The organism is Novosphingobium sp. KCTC 2891, from assembly GCF_025938155.1.
Classification (GTDB): Bacteria; Pseudomonadota; Alphaproteobacteria; order Sphingomonadales; family Sphingomonadaceae; genus Novosphingobium.
Genome location: NZ_JAPCZG010000002.1, coordinates 446,141 through 463,959, shown reverse-complemented (window position 1 = coordinate 463,959; position 17,819 = coordinate 446,141). Strand labels below are relative to the sequence as shown.

Genomic DNA, 17,819 nt, shown 5'->3' with positions numbered 1-17,819 from the left:
AGGGCCGGAAGGGAAACCTTCCGGCCTTTTCTTTTAGGCGGGAACCAACTTCATCATCCATCGTTTGCCGCCCGATGGAACTCCCGGTGCGCTTCCTGCTTCATGGTCGCTCGTCATAATGGCGCGGGACGAAAATCACGCGCATCCCGACCTTCTGGCGGACTTCGATCCCGGCCTTTACCGCGCCCTGTTCGAATCAATGGACCAGGGATACTGCGTCATCCGCTTCCTCGACGGTCCGCACGGCCCGCTCAGCGATTACATCCACATCCTCGCCAACGCCGCCTATGAGCGGAACACCGGTATTCCCAACGTCGTCGGCCAGCGCCTGCGCGAAATGGTGCCGGACGAAGCCGACGCCTGGGTCGCGTTCTATGGCAAGGTGCTGCGCACCGGCGAGCCGATCCGCTTCCGCAACGAACTCGTGGCCACGGGCCGTCACCTGGAAGTCTCCTCGTTCCGCATCGGCCCCTTCGAGGACCGGCTCGTGGCGGTCCTGTTCAAGGACGTGACCGAGCAGGTCGATGCCGAGGACGCGCTGCGCCAGCTCAACGAAACGCTGGAGGCCCGCGTGGTCGAGGCGCTCGCCGGGCGAGAGGAAGCCGCCGCCGCGCTGCGACAGGCGCAGAAGATGGAAGCGGTGGGTCAGCTGACCGGCGGCCTCGCCCACGATTTCAACAACCTGCTCGCCGGCATCCAGGGCGCGTTCGAGCTGATCGATCGCCGGCTACAGAAGGACAACGCCGCCGACGTCTCGCGCTACCTTGCCGCCGGGCTGGGCGCCACGCGCCGCGCGGCCGCGCTCACCCACCGCCTGCTGGCCTTTTCCAGGCGCCAGACCCTTTCGCCCCGCCCCACCGACATCAATGCGCTGCTGCCCGAATTCCTCGACATGGTCCGCCGCACCGTCGGCCCGTCCATCGCGGTGGCGGTGGCACAGGAACCCGGGCTGTGGCGCACGCTGGTCGATCCCAACCAGCTGGAAAACGCGCTGCTGAACCTGTGCATCAACGCGCGCGACGCGATGCCGCAGGGCGGCACCCTGACCATCTCGACGCACAATCTTGCGCTCTATGGCGACGAGGCCCACACCCGCGGCCTTGAGCCGGGCGACTATGTCGGCATCACCGTTCAGGACGAAGGCGTGGGCATCGCCCGGGACGACATCGACCGCGTGTTCGATCCGTTCTTCACCACAAAGCCGCTTGGCCGGGGCACTGGCCTTGGCCTGTCGATGGTCTATGGATTCGCGCGGCAAAGCCGGGGCCTCGTGCGGATCCGGTCCGAACTGGGCAAGGGCACGCTCGTCCGCATCTTCCTGCCGCGCCACCACGGCGAGGGCGACGAGCACCACCCTGCGGAACAGGCGCCGACTCCCTCGCAGATGCGGCAGGGAACAGTGCTGGTCGTGGATGACGAGCCGACCGTCCGGCTGCTGCTGACCGAAGCGCTGGAAGCGCTGGGCTATGCCTGCATCGAGGCATCGGACGGCCCCGAAGCGCTCGCCTTGCTGGACAACGACCAGCCGATCGACCTGCTCGTCACCGACGTCGGCCTGCCCGGCGGGCTCAACGGCCGGCAGGTGGCCGATGCCGCACGGCGCACCCGCCCCGGCCTGAAAGTGCTGTTCGTGACCGGCTATGCCGAAGGAAGCGTGATCGATGGCTCGGCGATCGATCCGGGGATGGACATCCTGACCAAGCCCTTCACGGTGGACGAACTGAACCGCCGCATCGCATCCCTGATCGGAGCCTGATCCGGCATCTGTCCGGGCCGCCCCCAAGGGCACCCACGAATCGCCCTTCCCCGCGCCGCCGCGCGCGATATGCTGCGGCCAACGACAACATGAAAACGGGGGAACAGGGGATGCGCAAGCGCACGATCGCGCTGGGACTGGCCGGCGCGGCGATATTGGCGGGCGGGGCATGGTATGCCAGCCTCGACAAGGAAACGCGCGGTCTCATCGCCGCCATGCCCACCAACGCCGACGTGCTGATGTGGTCGCAGGACCAGCGCGACGCCGCCTTCCGCGCGCTCGACCGGCTGCCGGTGCTCGCGCGGCATCACACGATCGCTCCCTCGGCCCACCCCGTGCCGCTGCCACCGGGCAAGCCGCTCGCCATTCCCGGCATGGACCACTACCTCGCCAGCCAGCGCGCCGCCGCCATGGTCATCGTGCAGGACGGCAAGATCCGCTTCGAACGCTACGGCCTGGGCTTCGATGCCAACGGCCGCTGGACCAGCTTCTCGGTCGCCAAGTCGTTCACCTCCACGCTCGTCGGCGCGGCCATCCAGGACGGCGCGATCCGCAGCCTGGAGGACAAGGTAAGCCAGTACATTCCCGGCCTGCGCGGCTCCGCCTATGACGATGTCACCATCCGGCAATTGCTGACGATGAGTTCGGGCGTGCGCTGGAACGAGGATTACGAGGACCCGAAGTCCGACGTGGCCGAATTCAACCGGGCCAAGCCCGAAGACGGCCTGGACGCCACCGTCAGCTATATGCGCAAGCTGCCCCGCGCACACCCGCCGGGCGCCGTGTGGCACTACAACACCGGCGAAACCAACCTGATCGGGGTGCTCGTCACCTCGGCGGTGAAGAAGCCGCTGGCGCAGTATCTCGAGGAGAAGATCTGGCAGCCGGCGGGGATGGAGCAGGAAGCGACCTGGCTGCTGGGCAAGACCGGGCACGAGATCGGCGGCTGCTGCCTGCAAGCCGCCACCCGCGATTTCGCGCGGTTCGGCCTGTTCGTTCTGGCCAACGGCAAGGCTGGCCGCCAGCAGATCGTGCCGCCCGACTGGTTTGCGCAGGCCACCCACAAGCAGAAAGACATCGGCAAGCCCGGCAAGGGCTACGGCTTCCAGTGGTGGACCTACGACGACGGCTCGGTCGCGGCGCAGGGTATTTTCGGGCAGGGAATCTTCATCGACCCGAAGCGCCGGCTGGTGATCGCCTCCAACGCCGACTGGACCCGTGCAAGCAAGGGACCGGAACCAGAAGCGCGCGAGGCCTTCTACAAGCAGGTGCAGGCGCTGATCGACGCGGGGAACTAGCGCTCAGCCGTTCCGCTCCAGCAGGATCAGCCGCGCATCGCCGTCGTCATGCTCGCCGCAGCGGACGAAGCCCAGCTTCTCCGCCACCGCGACCGATGCAACGTTGGTGTCGTTGATCATGCAGGCGATCCGCCGCGGGCCAAAGGCGGTCTCGAACCAGCCGATCGCGGCCGCAGCCGCCTCGCTGGCGATGCCTTTGCCCCAGGCGCGCTCGGCGAAGATCCAGCCGATTTCGGGCGTGTCGTCCATGCCCTTGCCGAAACCGCGCCACGAATGGAACACGCCGCAGATGCCGATCACGCTGTCGTCGCCGCGCAGCCGGCACGTGAATATGCCATAGCCGTAGAGCGCCCAGCTTCCGGCATTGCGCAGCAGGCGGTTGAATTCCTCCATCGCGCTCGTCGGCCGCGCGCCCAGGTTGCGGCGCACCGCCTCGGGTGCAAGCAGGTCCACCAGCCCGGCATGGTCGCCCGCCTGCGGGCGCCACAGCTCCAGCCGCTCGGTCACCAGCACCGGTCCGCTCACCTGATCCCCCTTCACAGCAGCACGTCCACCGCATGGATGGCCACGCCCACCAGTCCGCCGACGACGGTACCGTTGATGCGGATGAATTGCAGGTCGCGGCCCACCGCGCCTTCGATCCGGTCGGTCACGGTGCGCGCGTCCCAGCGCCGCACCGTCTCGGACACCAGCCGCACGATCTGCCCACCATAGCGGCTGGCCACGCCTACCAGGGTGCGCCGCGCGAAGCGGTTGACCAGCACCTGCAACCGCGCGTCATGCTGCAGCGCGCGGCCCAGTTCGCCCAGGCTGTCGCCGATCTGGCCCGAAAGCACGCCCTCCGGCTCGCGCACCGCCTTGAGCAGGCGCGCGCGCCCGCGTTCCCACAGCGCATCGAGCCAACCCGCAAAGGCGGGATTCGCCAGCACTTCGCCCTTCATTCGCTCCACGCGGGCGCGCATTTCGGGATCGTGGACCAGATCGTGGGCAAGCTGGTTCAGCCCATCCTCGATCTTCACGCGCAGCGGATGATCCGGCATCACCACCGTCTCGGCGAGCAGCTTGTACAGCCCGTCGAGGATGGTGTTGGCCAGCCGCTCGTCCAGCCGCGCGAACCGCACCAGCGCATTGGCGCGCTCGTGGATCATCGCGCGGATCATGTCCTCGTTCGCTTCCAGCGTGTGCGCGGTCTTGCGGATCAGGCTTTCGATCAGCGGCATGTGCCGCCCGTCCGCGATCATCGCGCCCAGCAACTGGCCCAGCAGCGGTGCCAGATCGAGCTTCTCGATCTGGCCGCGCAGTGCGCCCTTGGCGATGCCGCCCAGCTTTTCCTGATCGAGCGATTCCAGCACGTCGGCGACAAGGCTGGTCGCGCCGTCGCGCAGGCGGCTTTCCGATCCGCGCGGATTGGCAAGGAACTGCCCCGCCAGTGTCGCCGCGTTCAGCGCCTGCAGGCGCCGCGCCACGACTTGCGGCGTCAGGAAATTGTCCTGCAGGAACGTAGCCATCGTGTCGGCGATACGGTCCTTGTTCTCGGGAATGATCGCGGTGTGCGGGATTGGCAGGCCCAGCGGATGGCGGAACAGCGCCGTCACCGCGAACCAGTCGGCCAGCCCGCCCACCATCGCCGCCTCGGCAAAGGCGCGCAGGTAGCCCCATGCGGGATCGGCCGTCTCGAAATGCCGGGCGAGGAAGAACGTCCCCGCCATCGCCACCAGCAGTCCCGTGGCGATCAGCCGCATCTGCCCCGCCCCGTCACGCGGGACGGCCAGGGCCCCGCGCCGGCCGGATCGGGCGGGCGGGGCGGGAACGGAAGGAAGCTGGCTCACTCCGCCGGGAATGCCTCGCCCGCCGACCGGTTCCCTCCGCCGGGGCCGCCGGCCGCATGGTTGCGCGGATCGTCGGGGTCGTAGCTCAGCACCTTGCGGCTCAGCCACGGGCCGACCCGCTTCTCCAGCCCGTCCGCCAGGCTGAAGCCAGCGGGCACGATCAGCAGCGTCAGCACGGTCGACAAGGTCAGCCCGCCGATCACCGTGGTGCCCATCGGCGCGCGCCAGCCGGCGTCACCGCCCAGCGAGATCGCGGTGGGGATCATGCCTGCCACCATCGCCACGGTGGTCATCACGATCGGCTGGGCGCGCTTGTGCCCGGCCTCGATGATCGCCTCCAGCTTGGTCTTGCCGGTGGCCATCTCGTCGATGGCGAAGTCGATCAGCAGGATCGAGTTCTTGGCGACGATGCCGAACAGCATGAGGATGCCGATGAACACCGGCAGCGACAGCGGCTGCCCCACCAGGCCCAGCAGGAGCAACCCGCCCAGCGGTGCCAGGAACAGCGATCCCATGTTGACCAGCGGCGAAATGAACCGGTGGTAGAGCAGCACCAGCACCGAGAACACCAGCAGCACGCCCGCGCCCAGCGCAACCATGAAGTTGGTGAGCATTTCGGCCTGCCAGCGATCCTCGCCCGCGGGGGCGTTGGAAACGCCCTGCGGCAGGTTCCGCATCACCGGCAGCTTGTTGATCGCCGCCATCGCGGTGCCCTTGGCCATGCCTTCGGGCAAGTCGGCGCCGATGAACACGCGGCGGTTCTGGTTGTAGCGCTGGATCGTCGTCGGGCCGGAACCGAAGCCGATGGTCGCCACGCGCGACAGCGGCACGGAGTTGCCCGAGGTGGTGGGCACCGGCAGGTTCTCGATTGTCGAAAGATCGCGGCGCGATTCCACCGGCAGCTTCACGCGGATCGGCACCTGCCGGTCCGACAGAGAGAACTTGGCGCTGTTCTGATCGATCTCGCCCTGCGTCGCGATGCGGATCACCTGGCTCAGCGCCTGTGTCGTCACGCCCAGGTTCGCGGCGAGATCGAGATGCGGCGTGATGACGATTTCCGGCCGGCGCATGTCGGCGCTGACGCGCGGCGCCACCACTTCCTTCAACCCGCTCATCTGTTCGACCAGCGTCTGCGCGGTCTTCTGCAGGAGGTCGGGATTGGAGCCGGACAGCATGATGCTGATCGGACGCCCAGATCCACCGCCCGGCCCGCCGCCGTTCTGGCTCAGGAACGAAACGCGCGCGTCGGCCACCGCCTGCAGGCGCGGGGTCAGCGCGCGCTCGAATTCGGCGCTGGTGCGCTTGCGGTCCTTCTTCAGGCTCAGGAACACGCGCCCCTTGCCTTCCTCGACGCGTTCCAGCGCCACGTTGACCTCAGGCTCGTTCTTCACCAGCGCGAGGACTTCATCCATCTTGCGCTCGGTCTGCTCGATGGTGGTGCCCGGCACCATCTCCACCGAGATGCGGCTGAAATCCTCGTCGGTTTCGGGGAAGAACTGCGACGGAATCACGAAGAACATCGCCACCGTAAACAGCAGTGCGCCCGCGCCCACGCCCATCATCCACAGCCGGTGATCGCGCATCCGCGCCCGGAAATGCCGGCGCGGATGTGCCGCGCGATAGGCCTGCGCATCGCGCGTATCGAGCGACCAGCGCAGCACCTTCATGTAGCGGTCCATCCACACGCCGCCGCCATGTTCGGCATGGCCGTGCGATTTCAGGAAGTAGGCCGCCACCATTGGCGTGATCATGCGTGCCACGAACAGCGAGAACAGCACGGCCACCACCACGGTCAGGCCGAAGTTCTTGAAGAACTGGCCCGAAACACCGGGCATCATGCCCACCGGGAAGAACACCGCGACGATCGAGAAGGTGGTGGCGACCACCGCCAGCCCGATTTCGTCGGCCGCGTCGATCGATGCCTGATAGGGCGATTTGCCCATCCGCATATGGCGCACGATGTTCTCGATCTCGACGATCGCGTCATCGACCAGCACGCCCGCGACCAGGCCCAGCGCCAGCAGCGACAGCGTGTTGAGCGTGAACCCCATCAGGTTCATCACCCAGAACGTGGGGATCGCGGACAGCGGGATGGCGATCGCCGAGACGATCGTGGCGCGCCAGTCGCGCAGGAAGAAGAACACCACGATCACCGCCAGCACTGCGCCCTCGACCATCGAGGACATCGAGCTGCGATACTGGTCCTTGGTATACTGGACCGAGTTGAACAGCTGGGTGAAGTGGACCTTGCTGCCCTGCTCCTTTTCGATCCGGGCCAGTTCCTTCACCGTGGCGTCGAACACGCTCACGTCGCTTTCGCCGCGCGCGCGGGCGATGCTGAAGGTCACCACCGGCTTGCCCTGGAACTTGGCGATGGAGGTGATCTCGCTGTAGCTGTCGCGCACGTCGGCCACGTCAGCCAGCTTGATCGTCCGCCCGCTGGGCAGCCCGATCTCGTTCTGCGAAAGGTCGAAGGCGCTCTGCGCATTGCCCAGCACGCGCACGGCCTGCCGCGATCCCGCCACTTCGGCGCGGCCACCCGCGGCGTTGAGGTTGACCTGCCGCAGCGCCGCATTGACCTGCACCGCGGTCACGCCCTGCGCCTTCATCCGCATCGGGTCGAGCGTCACCGCAATCTCGCGGTCGACGCCGCCGGAACGCGTCACTTCTGCCATGCCCGGCACCGACAGCAGCCGCTTGGCCACGGTATCGTCGATGAACCAGGAAAGCTGCTCGATCGTCATGTCGTCGGCCGAAACCGCGAAATAGGCGATCGGCTCGGACGAGGTCTGGGCCTTGATCACCTGCGGCTCAAGGATGCCGTCGGGCAGGTTGCCACGCACCTGGTCGACCGCGTTCTTCACCTCGTTCACCGCGGCATTGATGTCGGTGCCGATCTTGAACTGGATCATCGACTGGCTGACGCCTTCCGATGCGGTCGAACTGATCGTGTCGATCCCCGCGATCGTCCGCACGGCGGATTCGACGTGCTGGGTGATCTGGTTCTCGATTTCCGTCGGCGCGGCGCCCGGCTGGGTGATCGTGACGATCACCATCGGGAACTCGATGTCGGGCTGGTCCTGGACCTTCATGTTCATGAACGACATGAGGCCGGCCAGAGTCAGGCCCAGGAACAGGATGATCGGGACGACCGGGTTGCGGATCGACCACGCGGAAATGTTGGCGAAGTTCATGGGGTCCTTCCCCCGTCAGCCACCACGCCCGGCAGGCGCGACGACAGGACGAACGGTGTCGCCCGGATTGAGGAAGCCGCCGGCGCGCAGCACGACGCGCTCGTTGCCCGAAAGGCCCTGGCGCACGACGATGCCCTGCGGCGTCACGTCGCCGGTCGTCACCGACCGCCGCTCGACCTTGTTGTTGCCGCCCACGATATAGACGTAGGCGCCGCGCGGATCCGACAGGATCGCCGATTCCGGCAGGACCGGCGCCGTGGTCGTCCCGCTCTTGATCGAAGCGCTGGCAAAGCCGCCGGGCCGCAGCGCCGGATCATAGGCGAGCGCAATGCGCGCCACGCCTTCGCGGGTCTGCGCGTCGATGGTCGGCGCCAGCTGCCAGATCTGGCCGGTGAAGGCGCGCGGCGTGCCCACCGGGGTCACGTCCGCGGATACCCCCACGGCAAGCCGCGCGAGATCGTTCTCGGCCAGGCGCGCCTGCATTTCCAGCTCGCCGCCCTTGGCCACGCGGAACAGCACGCCCGAGGCCGCGCCCACGATCTGCCCCGGCTCGACGCCGCGGGTCAACACCAGTCCGGAAGCGGGCGCGACGATGTTCAGCCGCGCCGTGCTCGCCTGCAACTGGCCAAGGCTGGCCTGCGCGACGCGGACCTGCGCCGCGGCGGAATCGCGCGTGGCGGTCAGCCGGTCGATGTCGGCCTTGGAGATGAAGCCCTTGGCCACCAGCTTGAGCGCGCGATCGAGATTGGCCTGCGCCAACCGGGCATTGGCCTGCTGCACCGCGATGTTGGCCGACTGGCCCGAAATCTGTTGCGACTGGACCGAGCGGTCGACCACGGCCAGCACCTGCCCGGCGCGCACCCAATCGCCCGCGTCGACCAGCACGCTCACCACGCGGCCGCCCTCGCCGGCAATGCCCACCGGCATTTCGCGGCGGGCGGCGATGGTGCCGCTGGCGGTGACGATGCCTTCCACGGTGGTCCGGCCCGGGCTGACGACCGAAACGGTCTGCGCCTGCGAGGTCGATGCGGCAGTTTCGGTCGCCGTGCCGCCACGGTGCATCAGCCACCACGCCAGGCCGAGCACCAGCGCGATCAGCACGGCAGCCACGATCATGCGGCGGCGATCGATCTCGGCCGCCTCCGCCGGAACGGTATCGGTTGGGTTCGGGCCCAGCGCTTCATCGGGTCCGAAGTGGGCGGGTCCGGGCTGGATGCTCGTCTCGTAATTCATGTCGTTCACGTGCCTTCGCCCCGCACGGGCCGCTCCCGACCGCTGCGCCGGAAAGTCCGGATACTGCGGTGTGTTATATGACTAGATCACCGGTCGCAAGCGCGGCGGCCCCGCCTTTGTGGCGCAATTGTTGTTGGCAATAGACCCCGTTCCGACCAGTTGCAATTGCGGCTCGACAAAGGACTTGCGGCAGCTGGCCGAGTGTTGCCCGGTTGCATCTGTAATCAGGTATATAACTTTCGGGAATGAATTGGCGTGCCGCAAACGAAAACGGCCGCTTCCCGAAGGAAGCGGCCGCCCGTGGATGGCTCGTTTCGCGCGACCGCGCGAACCCGCTCAGTACTTGAGCTGGCGTTCGTAGAGGTCGCGATAATGCTGAAGGCGGGTCACGCGCAGACCCTGCATGCCCGACCGGTCCACCGCGCGCTGCCACGAGGCGAACTCTTCGAGCGTCAGGCCATAACGCTCGCAGACCTCGTCGATCGTCAGCAGACCACCGTTAACGGCGGCGACGACTTCGGCCTTGCGGCGCACGACCCAGCGCGTCGTGGTCGGCGGGGGAAGGTTTTCGAGCGTGAGCGGTTCACCAAGGGGTCCGATCACCTGCGACGGCCTGATTTTCTGGTTTTCGATCATGGCTTTTCTCGACGGGACAGACTGACGGGGGACGGGCGGGACACTGAATTCGGGGTGTTCATGAATGTGCGCCCCCCGCCTTTGCCAATCCCTGAATGATAAAGGTTAATGCGGTCTTCATACTCCGCATTTTCCGCCGGATTTACGGCGGCTTGCAGCAAACGCGCGGCGGACCGATGGAAGCTTGCGCCCCTTCCGCCACCGGGTGCGGCGGCCAGCCTCTGCGCGCTCACGGCACGCCGAAGGTCCTGCGCCGCGGCAAGCCGCGCACAGAGTTCGCTCCAGCCGAGCGGCCGCAAATCGCGGCGCGCCTCGTCCAGGTCGATCCCCCATAAATCGGTGAAACCCATGTCCATGGGGAGGGCATTAGACCGCAGACATATAAAGGGAGGTAAAGCTCACTTTTACCAATAGTTAGCCATTTCCCATCCGATCCCCCGAGAGCGCCGGGCCGTCGGCGGATTTGCCCTGCCCCTCGCGCGCGAAAACGCCTAAAGGGCGGCGATGCCTGCACTTACCGGCCTTGCGAGTCCCGAAACCCTGTTCGATCTTCCGCGCCCCGCCGCGGCCAGCCGCATCGTCGTCGCCATGTCCGGCGGGGTCGACAGCTCGGTCGTTGCCGGCATCGCCGCCGCGAGCGGCGCCGAAGTGATCGGCGTGACGCTGCAACTCTACGACTACGGCGCCGCGACCGGCCGCAAGGGCGCCTGCTGCGCGGGGGACGATATCCGCGATGCGCGCGCCGTGGCCGACCGGCTGGGCATCGCGCACTACGTGTTCGATCATGAATCGAGCTTCCGCGAAGAAGTGGTCGATCGCTTTGCCGACGATTACCTGGCGGGGCGCACCCCCATCCCCTGCATCCGCTGCAACATGGGGCCGAAGTTCACCGACTTGCTGCGCATGGCGCGCGAACTGGGCGCGGACTGCCTCGCCACCGGGCACTACGTCCGCCGCGTGATCGGCCCGGCCGGCCCGGAACTGCACCGCGCCGCCGATCCCGCGCGCGACCAGTCCTATTTCCTCTACGGCACCACCGAGGAACAGCTCGCTTTCCTGCGCTTTCCGCTGGGCGCCATGCCCAAGCCCGAAGTGCGCCGCCTTGCGGGGGAACTGGGCCTTGGCGTCGCGGCCAAGCCCGACAGCCAGGACATATGCTTCGTCCCCGACGGCGATTACGCCAAGGTGGTCGAGAAGGTGCGCCCCGAAGGCGCCGCGCCGGGCGAGATCGTCCATGCACAGACCGGCGAGGTGCTGGGCCAGCATCGCGGCATCATCCATTACACGGTGGGCCAGCGCCGCGGGCTGGAGATCGGCGGCCAGCCCGAACCGCTCTACGTCACCACGCTCGATGCCCCGGCCCGCCGCGTGCTGGTCGGCCCGCGCGCGCTGCTCGCCGTGGGCCGGGCCACCGTGACCGAGACCAACCGCATCGGCCCTCTTCCTGATGGCCCGCTGACGGCCAAGGTGCGTTCGCTGGCAAAGCCCGTGCCGATCGCGCTCGAAGGGCCGTTCGGCGGCGGCCAGTCCACTGCGATCCGCTTCCTTCAGCCCGAATACGGGGTGGCACCGGGCCAGGCGGCGGTGCTTTATGCCGGTGAGCGGGTGGTCGGCGGCGGCTGGATCGAAAGCACCGAAAGCTGGGCGAGCTAGCGAAGCGCTACTTCCACGGCTCCAGCACACATCCCCAGCCCTCGCGGTAGGTCGCGGTCTGGCTGGCGAGCAACGGGAAGCGCGCGGTCACGCTCTTGGCCTCGGTATCCTCGGACAGCGAGACGAGGCTCATCCCCGGTTCGAAATCCTTGCGACAATCGCCCAGCGACCGTCCACCCTCGAACCGGCAGGAACAGGCCACGCGCGCGCCATAGGACGTGCCGGTGATGGCATAGCCGTGCAGCGGCTTCCAGAAATAGGCCAGCACCGCCGCCACCAACAGCAGCACGACAAGCGCCTTCATCACCCATCGCCGGCCGCGCGGCGGCGGCGCGTACGGGTGGCCCGGCCCGCCGGGCGGCGGGAAGACGGGCGAGGTTGTGGGTGAAAGGTGGTCGGCCATTGCCTTGCGGGATCGATCTGGAGGAAAGGTCGGAGGTCATGCCCCGCCTGCCGCTCTCCCTTATCGCCCCCCTCGCGCTGGTGCCAGCCTTGTTCGGTTGCAGCAGCGGGAACAAGGCCGCCTTGCCGCCGCTTTCGGCGGAGGCGATGGAAGCGGTGTCGCAGGATCCGGGCGCCGACCGCGAGAAGCTCGCCCGCGCCGTCGATGCGCTGTTCACCGCGCCCGACGCCGCGGAAACCCGTGCCGTGATCGTCATGCACGAAGGCCGCATCGTCGCCGAACGCTATGCGCCGGGCTATCACGAGAACACGCGCTTCGTGTCGTGGTCGATGGCCAAGACGATCACCGGGGTGATGATCGGGATGCTGGTGTCCGACGGCCGCCTGCGCCTAGCCGAATCGGCACCCGTGCCGCAGTGGCAGCGCCCCGGCGATCCGCGCGGGGAAATCACCCTGCGCCAGCTGCTCCAGATGCGATCGGGGTTGCGCCATGTCGAGGCGGGCAATCCGCCTTACGAATCCGACGAAGTGCGAATGCTGTTCCTCGACGGCCGGGACGACATGGCGCGCTATGCAGAGGACCAGCCGCTGGAGCACGAGCCGGGCGCGAAGTGGGTCTATTCGAGCGCGACGAGCGTGATCCTGTCCGACCTTGCCGCGCGGGTGCTGGCGCCCGAGCAGACCCCGGAAATCCGCCGCCGCGCCGTTGCCGACTATCTGCGCACCCGGTTGTTCGAGCCGGTGGGCATGCGCTCGATGATCCCCGAGTTCGACGCCGCCGGCACCTTGATCGGCGGCAGCCTGATCCACGGCACCGCACGCGACTGGGCCAAGTTCGGCGAATTCCTGCGCAACAAGGGCGCGGTGAAGGGCGCGCAGATCATCCCGCGCCAGTGGATCGACTTCATGACCACCCCTTCCCCGCGTGAAGCGCAATATGGCGCGCATGTCTGGCTCAACCGCACGCCGACCGAAGGGAAACCGTCACTTTTCCCCGATCGCGGACCGCGCGACCTGTTCGCCTGCGAAGGGCATCTGGGCCAGTTCGTGATGGTGTCCCCCAGCCGTCAGCTGGTGGTCGTGCGGCTGGGCAAGACCGACGACCCGCAGCTTCGCCCGGTGGTCGACCGGCTGGCCGACGTGGTCCAGCTGTTCCGCTAAGGCAGGCGGAACGTCCCTTCGACCACGGTGGTGCAGCGCCCGCCGAGCAGCACGCGGTCGCCCGCCAGCTCCACGTCGAACCAGCCGCCGCGTGGGGAAGCTTGCCACGCGGAAAACCGCGCTTGCCCCAGCCGCTGCGCCCAATACCGCGCCAACACGGCGTGCGCGGAGCCGGTCGCGGCATCCTCTGGCACGCCCTTGCCGGGGACGAAGACGCGGGTGGCGATGGCCGCGCCGGGGGCGGCGGCGGGTGCGGTGCAGATAAACTGCTGCGGGCCGAGCGCCGCGAGCGCGGCGAAATCGGGCGCAAGTGCGCGGATTTCCGCCTCTTCGGCATAGACCAGCAGGTTGTAGCCCTTGGCGCTGCGGAATGTTTCACGTGGAGCACCGAGCAGGCCCTGCCCCGGCACCGGTCCTGCTTCGACCGGGATAACCGGCAGGGAAACCACGAGAATTTCGCCGTCTCGGGCCACCTCCAGCACGCCAGACCAGCGCGTTGCGAAGCGTACCCGAACGGCACCTGAAGCGTCCTGAAGCAGCGCATGGGCCGCGCCGAGCGTGCCGTGGCCGCACAGCAGGACTTCGACTTGCGGGGTGAACCAGCGCAGCTGCCAGTCGGCCGCGCCGGAACGGTCGGGCACGAGGAACGCCGTTTCCGCCACCATCAGTTCGGCGGCGATACGGCGCAGGGTTTCATCATCGGGCCAGGCATCGAGCAACAGGACCGCGGCCTGGTTGCCGGTAAGCGGCCCGCGCCCGAAAGCATCGACCAGAAAGAAGCGGGCGGCGGGCGCGCTCACGCCGCGCCGGGGCTGCCTTGCGCGACCAGCGCGGGGCTTTCGCCATTTGGACCGGGCGCGAGCAGGTCCTGCGCGCCCATCGGCTGTTCATCGACCAGCCCTTCGGGATCGGGGTGAATCAGGACTTCGACGCCGGGGAACTCGGCCATCAGCTTGTCCTCGATCTCATCCATCACGCGGTGCGCCTCGGTCACGGTCATGCGGCCATCGACCCAGACGTGGAACTGCACGAAATCGCGGTTGCCGCTGGTGCGGGTGCGCAAATCGTGCAGACCCTTCAGTTCCGGGTGCTGGGCAACGACGGCCAGGAACCGCTCGCGCTTTTCGAGCGGCCATTCGTGGTCCATCAGCTGCTCGATCGCATCCTGCGATGCGCCCCACGCGCCCCATCCGAGCCACAGCGCGATGCCGAAAGCAAAAGCGGCGTCGGCGCCGGCCACGCCCAGCCACTGGTCGATCACCAGTGCGGCGATCACCGCGAGGTTGAGAAACAGGTCCGACTTGTAGTGGACGTTGTCGGTCGCGATGGCGAGGCTGCCGGTGCGGCTGATGACCGAGCGCTGGTAGGCGAGCAGCGCCAGCGTGGCGATCATGGCGATGGCCGAGACGATCACGCCCGATTCGGCCTCGGCCACGCGCTCGTGCCCCATGAACTGGCCGGCCGAGCGGAAAGCGAGGCCGATCGCCGAGATCGAGATCAGCACGACCTGGAACATCGCCGCCAGCGCTTCCGCCTTGCCGTGGCCGAAGCGGTGGTTGTGATCGTCGGGCTGCGAAGCGACCCACACGCCGAGCAGCGTGGCGAGGCTGGCCACCAGATCGAGCGCGGTATCGGCAAGGCTGCCGAGCATGGCCGACGATCCGGTGGAAAGGACCGCCCAGACTTTCAGGCCCACCAGCAGCAGCGCCACCGCGCTGGAGGCAAGCGCGGCCTTGCGATTGAGATCGGCGTGCGTGTCTGTCCGGGTCATGTCCATCGTGGCGCTATCTTACGGGTAAAGCAGGGTGCTGGTCCAGCCGCCTTGCCCGTCCACCACGAAGCGGCGACGTTCGTGCAGGCGGTAATCGCGGTCCTGCCAGAACTCGATGGCGACCGGCCGCACGCGGTATCCCGACCAGTGTGCGGGGCGCGGCACGTTGCCATCGGGATACTGCGCCGTCAGCGCCTCCACGCGGTCGAGATAGACCTGCCGCGACGGCAGCGGGCGCGACTGGTCGGACGCGGCCGAACCCAGCCGCGACTGGGGATGCCGGCTGGCGAAATAGGCGTCGGCCTCTGCCGGAGTGACCTGCTCGATCACGCCTTCGACGCGGACCTGGCGGCGCAGCGACTTCCAGTGGAACAGCAGCGCCACGTGGGGATTGGCCGCCAGTTCGCCGCCCTTGCGGCTTTCGAAGTTGGTGTAGAACACGAAGCCGTCCGGCCCGTGGCCCTTGAGCAGCACCATTCGCACCGAAGGCACCGCCTGCGGCGTGGCCGTGGCCAGCGCCATCGCGTTGGGATCGTTCGGCTCGCTCTGCCGGGCCTGGGCGAACCAGTCCTCGAAGATCGCCATCGGATCGGCGTGGGGAATCGCTTCTGCGGATGCTTCGGTCACGGTCTTTTCCCTGCGGTGTCCGGCAAGGCCCACGGCCTGGCGGAACGATACGGTGCGCGCCATGACCTCGATCAACGCGGGGGATCGATGGCGCACCACGCGGAGTAGCGTGCGCTGGGCCGGGTGCCTACCCGCACGATGGGTCATCACGATGGGTCTTGGCGCGCCCACCCCGGTCTCACCGGCATGCCGTCCCCCGCCGCGTGCAGCGCAAGGCTTGCGGCACGGGCCCGGCAATCCTAGCTAGGATAGCATGGCAGACCCTTATTCGACCCTTGGCGTAGCGCGCAGTGCAGGCGAGAAGGACATCAAGTCCGCCTATCGCAAGCTGGCGAAGGAACTCCACCCCGACCGCAACAAGGACAACCCCAAGGCGTCCGAGCGCTTCTCCGAAGTGACGCGGGCGTACGACCTGCTGTCCGACAAGGACAAGCGGGCCAAATTCGACCGCGGCGAGATCGACGCCGATGGCAATCCGACGATGCCTTTCGGCTTCGGCGGGGGCGGCGGCGGCGGCGGCTTTGCCGGGGCGCAGCGCGGCTATCGCCATGACGGCGGGTTCGAGGCAGGCGGGGCCGAAGGCGTCGATCTGGGCGACCTGTTCGAGGGCCTGTTCGGTGGGCGCGGCGCCGGGGGACAAGGTGCAGGCTTCGGCGGCGGATTCGGCGGCGGCCGGCGCGGACCTCCGCCCAAGGGCGCCAACGTCACCTATCGCCTGAAAGTGCCCTTCACCGATGCCGCCACGCGCGCGCCGCAGCGGATCACGCTGGCGGACGGAAAGAGCATCGATCTCAAGCTGCCTGCCGGTGTCGAGGACGGCCAGCAGATGCGGCTTGGCGGCAAGGGCGAGCAGGGGCCGGGCGGTTTCGGCGATGCGATCATCACCATCGAGATCGAATCCCACCCATTCTACGAGCGCGACGGCGACTCGATCCGGCTGGACCTGCCGATCACGCTGGACGAGGCGGTGCACGGCGCCAAGGTGAAAGTGCCGACCGTGGACGGCGCGGTGATGCTGACGGTGGCGCCCGGCAGCAGCAGCGGCAAGACGCTGCGCCTGAAGGGGCGCGGCTTCACCCGCAAAAACGGCGAGCGCGGCGACCAGTTGGTAACGCTGATGATCGACGTTCCGGCGGACGACGCGGATCTGAAGACGCGGCTCGAGGGTTGGACGGACAAGCGCAACTTGCGCGGCAAACTGGGAGTGTAACCCTTTGTCCGAGGCTCCGGATGCACCCCCCGGGGCCCACCCGCTGGTCGACCTGCCCGATCTTTCCCCCGAGGCGCGCCGCCGCGAGGCGCTGCAATGGCGCGCCGGGCTGGCCGAGGCGCGCGAGCGGATCGGGCCGGGAAGCCGCGTGTTCGAAGTGGTCAAGCGGGTGTGGGTGGGCGTCATCAACGATGGCTTCATCCACGCCGGCAACTTTGCCTACATGGTGCTGATCGCGCTGTTTCCCTTCTTCATCACCGGCGCCGCGCTGTTTTCTCTGCTGGGCGAAGCGGGCCAGCGCGCCGCCGCGATCAACACCGTCCTGATCGCGCTGCCGCCGGTGGTGGCCAACGTGCTGGAACCGGTGGCCCGCGGCGTGATCGAGGCGCGCACCGGCTGGCTGCTGTGGATCGGGGGAATCGTGGGCCTGTGGACCGTGGGCAGCCTGGTCGAAACGATCCGGGACATCCTGCGCCGCGCCTATGGCACGCGCTGGACCCATGCCTTCTGGCGCTATCGCCTGATGTCCACCGGCCTCATCATCGCTTCGGTCGTGCTGATCCTGCTGTCGATCACGGCCCAGGTGGTGATCGGCGCGATGGAAGAGGCGATCTCGGCATGGCTGCCGCAGTTCGAGGACATCGTGAACGGGCTGGCCATCACCCGATTCGCGCCGGCGGTGCTGCTCTATGGCTCGCTGTGGCTGGTGTTCATCTCGCTGACGCCGGGGGCCTATCGCGGCCGGCAATACCCCAAATGGCCCGGCGCTCTGTTCGTGACGACGTGGTGGATCCTCGTCACGACGATGCTGCCCAAGCTGCTGCGGCACCTTTTTACCTACGATCTGACCTATGGCAGCATGGCCGGGGTGATGATCGCGCTTTTCTTTTTCTGGCTGGTCGGCTTAGGGATGGTGGTAGGCGCCGAACTCAATGCCGCTCTTGCCGAGACTCCGGAAGAGCAGGACATGCTGGGCCAGGCCGATGACCGGGCACGGGCGGCCGAACTCCGCACCGCGCAAGCACAGGACAAGTGAGACAAGAGGGCGC

At 67.7% G+C, this 17,819-nt stretch carries 16 protein-coding genes; 6 read left to right on the top strand and 10 right to left on the bottom strand.

Annotated elements, in window-relative coordinates:
* The first annotated feature begins 118 nt into the window (after window positions 1–118).
* Window positions 119–1,756 carry an ATP-binding protein gene (locus OLX02_RS05890; protein WP_264421033.1) on the top strand — a complete coding sequence of 546 codons (1,638 nt, stop codon included), beginning with the start codon at window positions 119–121 and terminating at the stop codon, window positions 1,754–1,756.
* 110 nt (window positions 1,757–1,866) lie between these two features.
* Window positions 1,867–3,054 (top strand): serine hydrolase domain-containing protein, encoded by a 1,188-nt coding sequence (locus tag OLX02_RS05885; protein ID WP_264421032.1) that lies wholly within the window; start codon window positions 1,867–1,869, stop codon window positions 3,052–3,054.
* A 3-nt stretch (window positions 3,055–3,057) separates the two neighbouring features.
* Here OLX02_RS05885 and OLX02_RS05880 read toward each other — a convergent pair whose 3' ends face one another.
* The 6 genes from OLX02_RS05880 to OLX02_RS05855 all read right to left on the bottom strand — a co-directional run bounded on the left by OLX02_RS05880 (window position 3,058) and on the right by OLX02_RS05855 (window position 10,302).
* Complete coding sequence (locus OLX02_RS05880) at window positions 3,058–3,579, bottom strand: GNAT family N-acetyltransferase (protein ID WP_264421031.1); 522 nt, start codon at window positions 3,577–3,579, stop codon at window positions 3,058–3,060.
* A gap of 11 nt (window positions 3,580–3,590) precedes the next feature.
* Entirely contained in the window at window positions 3,591–4,796 is a 1,206-nt protein-coding gene (locus OLX02_RS05875; RefSeq protein ID WP_264421029.1) for a DUF445 domain-containing protein, read from the bottom strand.
* A gap of 83 nt (window positions 4,797–4,879) precedes the next feature.
* Complete coding sequence (locus OLX02_RS05870; RefSeq protein ID WP_264421027.1) at window positions 4,880–8,077, bottom strand: efflux RND transporter permease subunit; 3,198 nt, start codon at window positions 8,075–8,077, stop codon at window positions 4,880–4,882.
* 15 nt (window positions 8,078–8,092) lie between these two features.
* Window positions 8,093–9,310, bottom strand: coding sequence for an efflux RND transporter periplasmic adaptor subunit (locus OLX02_RS05865; protein ID WP_264421202.1), 1,218 nt, complete (start codon window positions 9,308–9,310; stop codon window positions 8,093–8,095).
* Window positions 9,311–9,646: 336 nt separating this feature from the next.
* Window positions 9,647–9,946, bottom strand: coding sequence for a DUF1153 domain-containing protein (locus OLX02_RS05860; protein ID WP_264421026.1), 300 nt, complete (start codon window positions 9,944–9,946; stop codon window positions 9,647–9,649).
* Complete coding sequence (locus OLX02_RS05855; RefSeq protein ID WP_264421022.1) at window positions 9,943–10,302, bottom strand: hypothetical protein; 360 nt, start codon at window positions 10,300–10,302, stop codon at window positions 9,943–9,945. The genes OLX02_RS05860 and OLX02_RS05855 overlap by 4 nt, the downstream gene beginning before the upstream one ends.
* 148 nt (window positions 10,303–10,450) lie before the next feature.
* Between OLX02_RS05855 and mnmA the strand changes: the two genes are divergently transcribed.
* Window positions 10,451–11,599, top strand: a complete 1,149-nt coding sequence (mnmA, locus tag OLX02_RS05850; protein WP_264421020.1) for a tRNA 2-thiouridine(34) synthase MnmA — start codon at window positions 10,451–10,453, stop codon at window positions 11,597–11,599.
* Window positions 11,600–11,606: 7 nt separating this feature from the next.
* On the opposite strand, the gene OLX02_RS05845 is transcribed toward mnmA, so the two are convergent.
* Window positions 11,607–11,903 carry a hypothetical protein gene (locus tag OLX02_RS05845; protein ID WP_264421018.1) on the bottom strand — a complete coding sequence of 99 codons (297 nt, stop codon included), beginning with the start codon at window positions 11,901–11,903 and terminating at the stop codon, window positions 11,607–11,609.
* Between the two features lie 137 nt (window positions 11,904–12,040).
* On the opposite strand from OLX02_RS05845, the gene OLX02_RS05840 reads away from it, so the two are divergent.
* Window positions 12,041–13,162, top strand: coding sequence for a serine hydrolase domain-containing protein (locus OLX02_RS05840; RefSeq protein WP_264421016.1), 1,122 nt, complete (start codon window positions 12,041–12,043; stop codon window positions 13,160–13,162).
* On the opposite strand, the gene OLX02_RS05835 is transcribed toward OLX02_RS05840, so the two are convergent.
* The 3 genes from OLX02_RS05835 to pdxH are packed head-to-tail and all read right to left on the bottom strand — an operon-like array spanning window position 13,159 to window position 15,518.
* Complete coding sequence (locus OLX02_RS05835; protein WP_264421015.1) at window positions 13,159–13,962, bottom strand: PhzF family phenazine biosynthesis protein; 804 nt, start codon at window positions 13,960–13,962, stop codon at window positions 13,159–13,161. The two genes, OLX02_RS05840 and OLX02_RS05835, sit on opposite strands and share 4 nt — an antisense overlap.
* Window positions 13,959–14,939, bottom strand: a complete 981-nt coding sequence (locus OLX02_RS05830; protein WP_264421014.1) for a cation diffusion facilitator family transporter — start codon at window positions 14,937–14,939, stop codon at window positions 13,959–13,961. Before OLX02_RS05830 ends, OLX02_RS05835 begins: the two co-directional genes overlap by 4 nt.
* Window positions 14,940–14,951: 12 nt before the next feature.
* A complete protein-coding gene (gene pdxH, locus OLX02_RS05825) occupies window positions 14,952–15,518 on the bottom strand; it encodes a pyridoxamine 5'-phosphate oxidase (protein WP_264421200.1) in 567 nt (188 codons plus the stop codon).
* Window positions 15,519–15,813: 295 nt separating this feature from the next.
* Between pdxH and OLX02_RS05820 the strand changes: the two genes are divergently transcribed.
* Window positions 15,814–16,770: a DnaJ C-terminal domain-containing protein gene (locus tag OLX02_RS05820; protein WP_264421011.1), complete on the top strand. Its 957-nt coding sequence runs from the start codon at window positions 15,814–15,816 to the stop codon at window positions 16,768–16,770.
* 4 nt (window positions 16,771–16,774) lie between these two features.
* Entirely contained in the window at window positions 16,775–17,806 is a 1,032-nt protein-coding gene (locus tag OLX02_RS05815) for a YihY/virulence factor BrkB family protein (RefSeq protein WP_264421008.1), read from the top strand.
* Window positions 17,807–17,819: the final 13 nt, after the last annotated feature.